Source organism: Candidatus Binatia bacterium, assembly GCA_036563615.1.
Lineage (GTDB): Bacteria > Desulfobacterota > Binatia > UBA12015 > UBA12015 > DATCMB01.
Genome location: DATCMB010000017.1, coordinates 1 through 11665, shown reverse-complemented (window position 1 = coordinate 11665; position 11665 = coordinate 1). Strand labels below are relative to the sequence as shown.

Here is an 11665-nt window from a genome sequence, read left to right as displayed (position 1 = left end):
GTTGAGGACCGCGGCGGCGTTCGCGGCGAACGAGGAGGCGAGGGCGCAGATCTCGTCCACGCGCTCGCGGAGCGGCGGGACGTGCAGGGAGAGGCCGTTCAGGCGGTAGAAGAGGTCCGCGCGGAAGCGCTGCGCGGCGATGTCCTTCTGCAGATCGCGGTTCGTCGCGGCGATGACGCGGACGTCGATGGGCTTCTGCTTCAGGCCGCCCACGCGGCGCACGGTGCGATCCTCGAGAACGCGGAGGAACTTCGCCTGCGTCGCGAGCGGCATCTCGCCGACCTCGTCGAGGAAGATCGTGCCGCCCTCCGCCGTCTCGAGCAGGCCCGGCTTCGAGGTGACCGCGCCCGTGAACGCGCCGCGCTCGTAGCCGAAGAGCTCGCTCTCGAGCAGCGTGTCCGGGAACGCCGCGCAGTTGATCGGCACGAACTTGCCGTTTTTGCGCTTGCCCTGGAAGTGGATCGCGCGCGCGCACAGCTCCTTGCCGGTTCCGGACTCGCCGGTGAGCAGCACGGTCGCGTCGCTCTGCGCGAGCGCCTCGAGCTGCGCGAAGATCTCGTGCATGCGCGGGTTGCGCGACACCATGTTGGCGAACGAGTAGCGGTCGGCGAGCTGGCCGCGCAGGTACTGGATCTCGTCGAGCAGACGGCGCTTCTCGAGCACCTTGTCGGTCGCGACCAGGACCTCCTCGTTCTGGAACGGCTTGGTGATGTAGTCCGACGCGCCGAGCTTGATGGCTTCGACCGCGCCTTTGATGCTCGCGTAGCCGGTGATCATGATCACGTCGATGTCCGGCCAGCGCTCGCGGATCTCCTTCGTCAGGTTCAGGCCATCGGTGCCGGGAATTTTGAAGTCGACGAGAACCAGCGAGTAGTCGTGCTCGGAGAGACGCTGCAGCGCGGTGTTCGCGTCGTTCGCGCTGTCCACGATGTAGTTCTGCGCGCGATAGAGGTCTTCGAGCTGTCGACAGATGAAGGGGTCGTCGTCGATGATGAGAATCCGTGTCTCCATATCCCGTGCAATCCTAGCTGGACAGCGGGAGGGTCAGGATGCAGCCCGACGCTCCCGGACGCGATTCGTTGGCGATCAGCTGGCCGCCGTGCAGCTCGATCATCCGCCCCGCGACCGCCCACTCGACGAGGCGATGCGACGGCCGAAACGACGGGTCGTCGACGCCGCCCTCCCTCGCGATGGCGATCTCGAGCACGCCGCCATCCTCGGAGGAACGCCGCTCGAGGTCGGCGTGTAGCGTCGTCCCGGGTCCGCCCGCGCCCGCGATCTGGCGGGCGAGGATGCGCAGCCCCGAGGAGAGCCGCGGCGGGTCGACCATCACCGACGCATCGGCCGCCGTCGGCGCGCAGCGAACCTCGACGCTGGCCTCCGGGTGCTCGCCGCGGAACAGGGCCTCGATCGCTCGCGCGACGTCCCCGGCCGACATCGCCACCGGGTTGAGCCGCGCGGGCTGGAAGTACTCGAGCGCGGTGTTCAGGAAGCCCTGCAGACGCTGGACGGTCTCGCCGAGCTTCTGCGCGGCGAGCTGGTCCACGTCGCCTCCCGACGCCACCGACTCCGTGTAGTAGTAGAGCTTGTGAAAGTAGTTGCCGAGCTCGTGCGAGAGATCTTGCAGCACCGCCTCGTCGATCCGCACGAGCTGGCCGCCTGACCCGCCGACCGTCTCCTCCGGTCGCCGACCCACACCTCGGCCTTGCTGCGCTCGCGCGCCTGCTTCCCGCATCGACTCCTCTCGTTCTGCTCGTAATGCGAGGCCGGGCGGACCCAGCCTGAAATCTATTCGGCGGATCGCCGTGTCGTCATTAATAACGGCGAAAGCGCGGTTTCGCCGCGCCGCGTGGATCAGCTCCGGGGGGTGGCGGGCGTTGCGAGCCCGGCCGGTGTGGCGGTGATGCGGATGTGGTGGTGGGGAGCGTTACGCTGGATGCGGCTCACGAAGGAATACGACGATCCTTCACCCGGTTGGGCTCTGACTACGCTGCCGAAATCTACTCCTTGACGATACGCGATCCGTGCCGCGGAGGACGCCGGAGGTCCGACGTCCACCTGGCTTGCTGCTTGCTGCCGCCGCGCCAAGCGGATCGCTGGAAGGCGACGCCTACTCGAGGAGGCCCACAAGCCAGAACAGGATGTGAGTCCCCACGATCGCGGTCGCGATCCCGAGAACGACCATGGCGGACGGCCGATTACCGCTTGCCGCCTTCCGCCGCCGCGGCGGAGGGTGGAACTCGATCCGTACGGCCATGGGCGCATGGTTAAGGCCATCGGGTCGAGCGTGTCAACTCGTTTTCGCAAGATCTGGCAAAATCGCCAGGAATCCCCGGTCCCTGGCACACGGGCGTCGAACCGGGCGGCCTTTACGCCCTTCTTCCGGGCACCTACACTGCGCGGACGTTCAGCCAGGGAAAGGACCGCCCGATGCCGGAAGAAAAGCCCGCGCGCAAGCTGCGCAGCTCGGTCGTAACCGAGGGAGATAGCCGCTCCCCCAACCGCGCCATGCTGCGCGCGGTCGGCTTCAGCGATCGCGACTTCGGCAAGCCGATCGTCGGCATCTCCAACAGCCACAGCACGATCACCCCGTGCAACGCCGGCATCCAGCAGCTCGCCGAGCGGGCCGCCAAGGGCCTGCGCGAGGCGGGCGCCATGCCGCAGGTGTTCGGCACCATCACGATCAGCGATGGCATCTCGATGGGCACCGAGGGCATGAAGTGCTCGCTGGTCAGCCGCGAGGTGATCGCCGACTCGATCGAGACCGTCTGCCGGGGCCAGAGCATGGACGGCCTGATCGCGATCGGCGGCTGCGACAAGAACATGCCGGGCGCGATGATCGGCATCGCGCGCCTCGATATCCCGGCGATCTTCGTCTACGGCGGCACGATCAAGGCCGGCCGCTGGAAGGGCCAGGACCTGACGGTGGTCAGCGTGTTCGAGGCGGTCGGCGCCTGCGCCGCGGGCCGCATGTCGCGCGAGGACTTCGAGGGGATCGAGCGCAACGCCTGCCCGGGCGCCGGCTCGTGCGGCGGCATGTACACGGCGAACACGATGTCGTCCGCCATCGAGGCCATGGGCATGAGCCTGCCGATGACCTCGACCATGGCTGCGGAGGATCCGGAGAAGGCCGACTCCACCGAGGAAGCCGGGCGCCAGCTCGTGAAGCTGATCGAGATGGATCTGACGCCGCGCAAGATCATGACGCGCGCCGCGTTCGAGAACGCGATCGCGGTCGTCATGGCGCTCGGCGGCTCGACCAACGCGATCCTGCACCTGCTCGCGATCGCGCACGCCGCCAAGGTCGACCTGACGCTCGACGACTTCGAGCGCATCCGCCGCAAGGTTCCGGTGATCGCGGATCTGAAACCGAGCGGTCGCTACGTCGCGACCGACCTGCGTCGCGTCGGCGGCGTGCCGCTGGTGATGCGGATGCTGCTCGACGCGGGCCTCATCGACGGCTCGTGCATCACCGTCACCGGCAAGACGATCGCCGAGAACCTGGCCAACGTGAGCGGCGTGCCGCCGAAGGACCAGGACGTCGTCCTGCCGCTCGACCGCCCGCTCTACGCGCAGGGCCACCTCGCGATCCTGCGCGGCAACCTGGCGCCCGAGGGCGCGGTCGCGAAGATCTCCGGGCTCAAGCTGCCGCGCATCACCGGTCCGGCGCGGGTCTTCGAGTCCGAGGAGGAATGCCTCGCCGCGATCCTCGACGATCGCGTCAAGGCGGGCGACGTCGTCGTCATCCGCTACGAGGGTCCGCGCGGCGGGCCCGGCATGCGCGAGATGCTCGCCCCGACCTCGGCGATCATCGGCAAGGGCCTCGGCGACAAGGTCGGCATGGTGACCGACGGCCGCTTCTCGGGCGGCACCTACGGCATGGTGGTCGGGCACGTCGCGCCCGAGGCGGCCGACGGCGGTCCGATCGCGCTCGTGCAGGAGGGCGATCTGATCACGATCGACGCCGATCGCAACCTGCTCGAGCTGCACGTGTCGGACGAGGAGCTCGCGCGGCGGCGCGCCGCTTGGACGCCGCCGCCGCCGCGCTACACGAGCGGCGTGCTCGCGAAGTACGCGCGCCTCGTGTCGAGCAGCTCGCTCGGCGCCGTGACCGGCTGAGTCCCCGATGCAGCGCCTGGCCGGCAAAGTCGCCATCGTCACCGGATCCGGTCAGGGCATCGGTCGTGGGATCGCGCGGCGCTTCGCGCGCGAGGGCGCGCACGTCGTCGTCGCGGAGCTGAAGGAGCACCGCGCGCGTCGCACCGCGGAGGAGATCACTGCGGCGGGCGGTAGCGCGCTCGCGCTCACCGTCGACGTCGCGCGCCGCGAGCAGGTCGAGCGCATGGTCCGGGAGACCGTCGAGCGCTTCGGCGGGCTCGACATCTTGGTCAACAACGCGCAGGGCATGCACGCCCACAAGCCCTTCGAGGAGATCACCGACGAGGACTTCGACGTCTTCCTGATCTCCGGGCTCAAGGGCACGTTCTGGGCGATGCAGGCCGCGTTTCCGCACATGCGCGCGCGCGGCGGCGGCCGCATCATCAACTTCGTGTCGCTGAACGCGTTGACCGGCGCGCCCGGGCTCGCGGACTACAACGCCACCAAGGCCGCGATCGCGGCGCTGTCGCGCACCGCGGCCCGCGAGTGGGGCAAGCACAACATTCTGGTGAACTGCATCGCGCCCGGAGCGATCTCGAAGCGCACGCTCGAGTTCTTCGAGCGCAACCCGCAGATGGCGGAGGTCATCCGCGAGCAGCGGCCGCTCGGGCGGCTCGCCGACCCGGAGGAGGATCTCGCACCCGTCGCGGTATTCCTCGCCTCCGACGACGGGCACTTCGTCACCGGGCAGACGTACTTCGTCGACGGCGGCGCGCACCTGACGTAGGCGCGGCCTCGCGCCGGACGCCTGCGTCGACGCCGCGCTCCGGGCGAGCTTCCGCCCCGCCCTCCGCGAGCTTCCGCCCTCGCCCACCCTCGCGCACCCGCCGCAGCGACGGCGTCGGCGGGACGCGCGCTACGGCGTGAAGCGCGACGGCGCGAACGCCTCCACGGAGCGCATGTCCGGCTGCGGCACGCCGTCGGCGCGCAGCGGCAAGAAGCAGACGTGGCTCGCGCCGGCGTCGAGGTGCGCGCGGAAGCGCGCCGCGATCTTCTCCTCGTCGCCCCACGCGACGATCGCGTCGACCAGCCGGTCGCTGCAGCCGTCGGCGAAGTCCTCGTCGGTGTAGCCGAGGTCGCGCAGGTTGTTGGTGTAGTTCGGCAGCGCCGGCACGTAGGTCTTCATGTACTGGCGCGCCGCCGCCCGCGCCTTCTCCGGATCGGTCTCGAGCACGACCGCCTGCGCGACGCACAGCCACTTGTCGGGCCCGAGGATCGTGCGGGCGCGCGCCGTGTGCTCGGGCGGCACGAAGTAGGTGTGGCTGCCCTGGGTCAGCTCGGCCGCGAGCGCGAGCATCTTCGGCCGGATCGCGGCGATCACCGTCGGCGGCGGCTCGGCCGGCCCGACCGCGAGGAAGGGCGCCCGCTGCATCGCCTCGAGGTACTGCCGCATGTACGTGAGCGGCTTGCGGTACGCGTGGCCGCGCACGCCCTCGACGAGCGGCGCATGGCTCACGCCGATGCCGAGCAGGAAGCGTCCGCCCGAGGCCTCGGCGAGCGTCTTCTGCGCCGCGGCCATGGTCATCGCGTCGCGCGCCCAGATGTTGGCGATGCCGGTCGCGAGCGTGATGCGCTCGGTGCGCGCGAGCAGGAAGCCGATGTGCGCGAAGGGCTCGCGCCCGACCGCCTCGGGGAGCCACAGCGCCGGATAGCCGAGCTCCTCGAGACGCCGCACGAACGTCGCCGCCTCCTCGGCGGGCATGGTGTCGAGGAAGAACCACAGGCCGAGCTTGCCGATGTCCATGGGGCGCTCATATCGAGAGCGCGCGACCGTGACCAGACGGCGCGCCACGCGACGTTGACAGCCGAGCGGAGTCCTGCTGCGCGACGTCCCCGCCCCGCTCGTCCACGAGCCGTGGCGCGAGCCGCTGCTGCGCGCGCAGACCGGCTATCCAGCGCCCTGCGTCGACTACGCGGAGCGCCGGGCGCGCGCGCTCGCGCGGCTCGAGAGGGGCACGCGCGGTGCGCGACGCGCGGCCCCGCCGGCGTAGCGGCGCGCGCTCGTCGGCGGAGCAGTCCGCTCGTCAGCGGAGCAGCGCCAGCACCTGCTCGCGCAGCAGGCCGTTCGTCCCGATGCCCGAGCCGCCGTCGATCCGCGTCTCGCCGCTCCAGTCGAAGAACGCGCCGCCCGCCTCCTCGAGGATCGGGATGATCGCGGCGATGTCCCACGGGTTGAGCTTGGGATCGACCATGACGTCCGCGGCGCCGCGCGCGACCAGCGCGTAGCCGTAACAGTCGCCCCAGCCGCGCTGGCGCGCGCTCGCGCGCAGCAGGCGCTCGTAGCCGGGGTAGAAGTCGCCGTAGTGCTCGGGCTTGGCGTCGCTCGTCAGCACCGTCGCCTCGGCGAGCGTCGCGACGCGCGACACCGAGATGCGCTGGTCGTTGCACCACGCGCCGGCGCCGCGCGCCGCGAAGTAGGTCTCGCCGAGCGCCGGGAAGCCCGCCGCGCCGACCACGCAGCGCCCGCCGTCCTCGAGCCCGAGCAGCACGCCGTAGAGCGGCACGCCGCGGATGAAGGACTGCGTGCCGTCGATCGGGTCGATGATCCAGCGCCGCCCGCTGCGCCCCTCGAGCGTGCCGAACTCCTCACCGAGCACGCCGTCGTCGGGGAACGCCTCGGCGAGGGCCGCGCGCAGGCTCTGCTCGGCGCGCCGGTCGGCGATCGTCACCGGCGTGTCGTCGGCCTTGCGCTCGACGGTGAAGTCGCGGCGAAAGTACTCGAGCGTGACGCGTCCCGCCTCCTCGACGGCACGGCGCGCGACCTCGAGCTCGCGTTCGTAGCTTGGCATGGCGCTGAGACGCACATGCGAGGCCGTGCGTCGTCAAGCGGGCCTTCGTTTCTTGCGCTGCGCTTCAGTCGTAGTAGCCGTCGACGTACCAGATCGTCTCGCCGTTCGGCGCGCTGAGATCGCGGAACAGGCGGTAGACGCCGCCGTCGGAGAGCTGCACGTCCCAGTAGTCGCGGCGGCACGGCGTCTCGCTCCACCACTCGGTGTCGATGCGCCACGGGCCGCTCGTCACCACCGCGCGGCCGCCGAGCCCGGGCGCGCGCACGTACGCGATGGCGCCGGCTTCGAGGAAGACCTGCGCCGGACGCGGCGGACGGATCGCGCGCAGCGCGATCGCGGGCGCTCCCTGGGCGTCGTCCGCGTCACCGTTCGTGCGCGTCGCCGCGCGACGCCCGTTCTGCGGCGCGAACGGCAGCACGGTGAACGCGTCCGGACGGTGCCCCGGCGGCGGCACCGGACGCCCGACCTTCCCCACGCCGCACAGCGCGGCGAGACGCGCGAGCGTCGTCGCGAGCTTCTCCGGCGGCGGCCCGGCGGGACGGAACAGGTCGAGCTGGTCGGCGCGCGGCCGGTCCGGGATCGCCGTCACGTGCACCGACTCGATGGCCGCGTGCGGCGGCGCGCTCTCGATCGCCGAGCGCACGAGCATGGTGAGCGTCTTGACGTCGCGGGTCGGCGACAGCACGCCGACGCTGCGGTCGGCGCGGCTGCCGTCCTCGAGCCCGAGGCCGAGCGTCAAGCCGCTGCACGACAGCCCGGACAGCGCGAGCCGTGACACGACGCGGTCGAGCAGCCCGCGCACGACGAACAGCAGCGCCTCGATCGACGCGATGCCGTACTCGAGCCGCGTCCCCTCGGTGAACTCCGGCGAGAGCAGCGTCGGACGCAGCGGCGAGCGGTCGCGTCCCGCGGCGACGTACCACATCCGCGCCGCCGCCGGACCGAGGCGGCTCGCCACCTCGTCGACCGGCATCGCCGCGAAGTCGCCGCAGCGCGTGACGCCGAGGCGCGCGAGGCGCTCGAGCGCGGCGCGAAAGCCGCGGCGCCCGTCGTCGTCCGCGTCGAGAGCGCGAGCGAGCACGTCGAGGGGAAGCGGCGCGAGCCAGGCGGCGTCGCCGTCCGGCGGGACGACGATCGCCTCGCCGCGGCGCATGGCGACGCCGGCCGCGATGCGCGCGGTCGCACGCCGGTCGGCGATGCCGACGCCGGCCGTGAAGCCGACGCGCTCGGCGCGCTGCAGCAGCGCGGCGGCGATGCCGCCCGGCGAGCCGAACAGCCGTGCGACGCCGCCGACGTCGAGCACGATCTCGCCGACGAGCCCCACGCCGACGCTCGAGGCGCGTGGGCGTGCGGCGCCGTGCGCGACGCTCGCCGCGCTCGCCAGGCGGTGCTCGCCGCCGCGCGCGTAGCGCGTCACCCCGCTGCGCGTCGGCGCGCCGCCACCCTCCTCCGCCGTGCCGACCACCTCGACGCACGGCGACACCGAGCGGCCGACGTCGGCGAGCGCGGCACGCGCCGCCTCGAGCGCGTCGACGTCGAGCGGGCGCACCACCAGGTCGGCGTGCCGGATCAGCGCCTGGGCGACCGTCAAGCCGGGCTGCGCCCCGAGCCGCGCGGCTTCCGGTGAGACGTCGATCACCGTCGCGCGCGAGCCGGCGTCGCAGACGACGAGCGGACAGCCGCGCAGCTCGGGCTCGGCGCGCAGCTGCGCCGCGATCGCGAAGCGCGGCACGTACAGGCAGGCGAAGCGGCTCGCCACGTCAAGCAACCTCGAGCAGGACGCGGCGCTCGCTGCCGTGGCCGCCACGGTTGCGGCGCACGAGGACCTGCACGACGAGCCCGTCGAGCAGCGAGGGGGCGCCGCCCGAGCGGTCCCAGAGGACGCGCAGCGGCTCGATCTCGAGCCGCACCGCGGCGGCCGATCCCGCGCTCGGCGGCGTCTCGCCGCGGTGTGCGCGGCGCGGCGCCCGCTGCAGGACGAGCAGCGCGCTGCGCGAGCGCGCCGCGGCGCGCGCGAGCCGGATCCAGGCGTGCAGCGCGTTCGCCGTGCGCGTCCCGGGCGTGCGCTCGCGCACGCCGCGCAGGCGCTCGGTCGCCGCGACCATCGGACGTCGGGGAGGCGCCGCCGCGTCGAGCAGGACGAGCGGGAAGCCGCCCATGGTGAGCAGCGCCTCGGTGGCGGCGAGCGCGGTCGCGAGATCCGGCGGCCGCACCCAGAGCAGGCGCTCGAGGTCGATCCCGGCGGCCGCGGCGCTCGCCGGATCGAAGGCGTCGGGCGCGTCGACCCAGGCCGCGAGGTGCGCCTGCGCGGTGAGGCGGCCGAGGAGGCGGTGGACGAGGCTGGTCGCGCCCGCCGAGCCGTGGGCGACCAGCTCGCTCAGCTGGCCGCGCGGCAGACCGCCGTCGAGGACGGCGTCGAGCTCGGCAAAACCCGTCGGCAGCCGCTCGTCGCGAGCGCCGTGCGCGAGCGCGTCGGCGCGGCGAACGGCACCGGGCAGCGACGCGTTGATCTCGGCGACCAGGCGGGGCGCGACCACGCGCCGATCTTCGCTTTTTGTTCGCCTTCGGGCAAGACGGTAGGCGAAGAGCTACCGCTGCCCGGTCGGCAGCGGGACGGCCGGCCGCGCCGTCCCGCTGCCGGAGCCTCGGACGTCAGTCAGCGGGCGGCGATCACCCCGCAGGCGACGTGGCGCTTGTTGCCCGGCGCGCCGATCACCACCGCCTGCCCGGCGAGCTGATCGGCCTTCACCGCGTCGGTCGACGCCATCAGGATGCCCGAGCCGTCGTCCTTGACCTGCAGCTGCGGCAGCTTGACCAGCTCGGGGCTGCCCTCCGCCTTCGTGCAGTCGGTCTTCACCACGGTGACGTCGAACGGCACCGTCGCCGGGGCGCCGTCGGACGCCGGGCCCGCCTCGCGGTCGCCGAGCGGGAAGCCGTTCACCTGGATCAGGACGTCGACCTTGCCGTCCCCCTGGGTGAACTTCGCCGTCCCCAGGGTCGCCTTCTCGTCGACGCGCCCGACCTCGACCGCCACCGGATGCAGCGTTGCCACCATCGTTCCGCCGCCCGATGGTGATTCCGCCGCGGCCCCCGTCGCGGCGAGAAGCGCGGTGGTCGCCGCGAGCGCAGCGAGCTTGCCCCGGATTGAAGTCGTCGTGGATCGTCGCATCAGCAGCCCTCCTTCGCGCGCCCTGCTACACCAAAACGCCCGCGAAGCCCACAGCGACGCACACCAATTGCGCGTCAACGGTCCATCCGGTATCGAGCGTCGCGTTCCCCGGTAGCTCAGTTGGTAGAGCGATCGGCTGTTAACCGATTGGTCGCTGGTTCGAGTCCGGCCCGGGGAGCCGTTTCTCTCCCGTCACGAACCTGACGGGAGGACCAAGTCAACGGCGGCCCTGAGGAGCGATCCTCGGGGCCGTTGGCGTTTCTGCCCTGCTTTTCCGAGGGTTTGCGTGTCGGCGGGCGTTGCGGGCGTTGGGACAGCGTTCGCGCAGAGAGCGCTGGGGGCGCGCGAGCAGGGCGCGCGGGACGGCGTTCGGGCTCTCTCTGCTGGCCTGCGGGGAGAGAGAAGCCGAGAGCGTTTAACAGCGGAGGGCCTTCGGGCGGGACGGAGGCGCTGACGTTTAACTGGCCACGGCATCCGCGGCTGCAGCGCCCCACGCAAAGGTCGCCACGCGGGACGCCAAAAAGACTCGGACGCGATCCTTCGCGTCGGGATCGAACATCACCACCTTGCTGCCGTCGCTCCCCCTCACGACGTCCAACACCACGCGAACGCGGGGAGCTTCGCGAGCGGGCAGAATGACCAGGTCGCCTGGCTTCACGACGCGCCCGACTTCTCCTAGCTCGTTCGGCGAGGCGCTCGCGACAGCGAACGTCTTAAGTGCCGCCAGGTGAACCCCCACCCAGTGCTCGCCATCAACGCCGAAGCGCGGCGTGCGCGCCACGCTCTCTTCGAGAACGTTCTGCGCGGTCGAGTCATCAACGAGCCATGGGCCAACGGCTGCCAAGAGTTGAACCGCGTACCAATGCTCGTCCTCAAGCCCCTCAAGCCCGCCGCGCTGGGACGCGACGGATATGTCGGTTTCGACGTCCCACGCGAGCCACGTGAGCAGCCCGACGACCATCGACAACTCCGCGAAGCTCTCGCCATCGGCCTCGGCCACGGCACGGGGGGCCAACGCCTCCTCTCCCCACACGACGGCGAGGACAGCCTTCTGAAAGAGGTCCCATTCGTCGGCGCGATCGACGAGCTCGTGGCGCATGCGCTTCCACTCGGGACGTTGCTCGACAAAACGCAGCGTGCGTATGACGCCGAGCACCGCCGCCAACTGCACGATGCCGCGCCGGGCGCGGTCTGGCTCATTGGCCAGCTCGAACTGCCCCACCATGCGCTTGATGAGGCGTCGGATTTTTCTTCGACACGCCTTCGCCAAATCCGCGAAGTCGGGCGATTTGCGCGTCAACTCGCCACCGTCCTCCTCGTCGGCGCCGATCTCTTCCTCCTCGCTTCGCGGACGCTGAGAAGCATTCGTCGGAAGCCCTTCACCAAGTCGGCGCATGAGGGCGTCGAGCAGCACGACGATGTCGCCGCTCGCGAGGCTCCGCATGCGGCGAGACGAGATCTTCCGACCAGCGGCTTCGAGGGCCAATGAGGCAGGCGCCGCAGCGACCTCCTGGTCTGCACCGGCGGCACCGGCCGGGCGCAGTGGCGT

General features: G+C 71.6%; 10 protein-coding genes and 1 tRNA gene. 3 read left to right on the top strand and 8 right to left on the bottom strand.

Annotated features, from left to right (window positions below):
* Nucleotides 1-1011 (bottom strand): sigma-54 dependent transcriptional regulator (locus VIS07_14070; protein HEY8516631.1); only part of this gene is annotated, 1011 nt, incomplete at its 3' end.
* Nucleotides 1012-1024: 13 nt separating this feature from the next.
* Nucleotides 1025-1696: a hypothetical protein gene (locus tag VIS07_14065; GenBank protein HEY8516630.1), complete on the bottom strand. Its 672-nt coding sequence runs from the start codon at nt 1694-1696 to the stop codon at nt 1025-1027.
* A gap of 734 nt (nt 1697-2430) precedes the next feature.
* On the opposite strand from VIS07_14065, the gene ilvD reads away from it, so the two are divergent.
* Nucleotides 2431-4119, top strand: coding sequence for a dihydroxy-acid dehydratase (ilvD, locus tag VIS07_14060; GenBank protein HEY8516629.1), 1689 nt, complete (start codon nt 2431-2433; stop codon nt 4117-4119).
* Between the two features lie 7 nt (nt 4120-4126).
* Nucleotides 4127-4885: a 3-oxoacyl-ACP reductase family protein gene (locus VIS07_14055; GenBank protein ID HEY8516628.1), complete on the top strand. Its 759-nt coding sequence runs from the start codon at nt 4127-4129 to the stop codon at nt 4883-4885.
* A gap of 129 nt (nt 4886-5014) precedes the next feature.
* On the opposite strand, the gene VIS07_14050 is transcribed toward VIS07_14055, so the two are convergent.
* The 5 genes from VIS07_14050 to VIS07_14030 form a co-directional block, all read right to left on the bottom strand.
* Nucleotides 5015-5902 carry a TIGR03620 family F420-dependent LLM class oxidoreductase gene (locus VIS07_14050; GenBank protein ID HEY8516627.1) on the bottom strand — a complete coding sequence of 296 codons (888 nt, stop codon included), beginning with the start codon at nt 5900-5902 and terminating at the stop codon, nt 5015-5017.
* A gap of 280 nt (nt 5903-6182) precedes the next feature.
* Complete coding sequence (gene hisN / locus VIS07_14045) at nt 6183-6947, bottom strand: histidinol-phosphatase (protein HEY8516626.1); 765 nt, start codon at nt 6945-6947, stop codon at nt 6183-6185.
* 64 nt (nt 6948-7011) lie between these two features.
* Nucleotides 7012-8706 carry a DNA polymerase Y family protein gene (locus VIS07_14040; GenBank protein HEY8516625.1) on the bottom strand — a complete coding sequence of 565 codons (1695 nt, stop codon included), beginning with the start codon at nt 8704-8706 and terminating at the stop codon, nt 7012-7014.
* 1 nt (nt 8707) lies between these two features.
* Entirely contained in the window at nt 8708-9484 is a 777-nt protein-coding gene (locus tag VIS07_14035; protein ID HEY8516624.1) for a hypothetical protein, read from the bottom strand.
* 119 nt (nt 9485-9603) lie between these two features.
* A complete protein-coding gene (locus VIS07_14030; protein HEY8516623.1) occupies nt 9604-10116 on the bottom strand; it encodes a hypothetical protein in 513 nt (170 codons plus the stop codon).
* 105 nt (nt 10117-10221) lie between these two features.
* Between VIS07_14030 and VIS07_14025 the strand changes: the two genes are divergently transcribed.
* A tRNA-Asn gene (locus VIS07_14025) sits at nt 10222-10294 on the top strand.
* A 279-nt stretch (nt 10295-10573) separates the two neighbouring features.
* Here VIS07_14025 and VIS07_14020 read toward each other — a convergent pair.
* The coding region (locus tag VIS07_14020) for a hypothetical protein (GenBank protein ID HEY8516622.1) at nt 10574-11665 on the bottom strand (1092 nt) is incomplete at its 5' end.

Excerpts from the sequence above, each read along its gene's own strand:
- VIS07_14030 (HEY8516623.1), bottom strand. The coding sequence starts at position 10,116 with ATGCGACGATCCACGACGACTTCAATCCGGGGCAAGCTCGCTGCGCTC.
- VIS07_14055 (HEY8516628.1), top strand. The coding sequence starts at position 4,127 with ATGCAGCGCCTGGCCGGCAAAGTCGCCATCGTCACCGGATCCGGTCAG.
- ilvD (HEY8516629.1), top strand. The coding sequence starts at position 2,431 with ATGCCGGAAGAAAAGCCCGCGCGCAAGCTGCGCAGCTCGGTCGTAACC.
- hisN (HEY8516626.1), bottom strand. The coding sequence starts at position 6,947 with ATGCCAAGCTACGAACGCGAGCTCGAGGTCGCGCGCCGTGCCGTCGAG.
- VIS07_14050 (HEY8516627.1), bottom strand. The coding sequence starts at position 5,902 with ATGGACATCGGCAAGCTCGGCCTGTGGTTCTTCCTCGACACCATGCCC.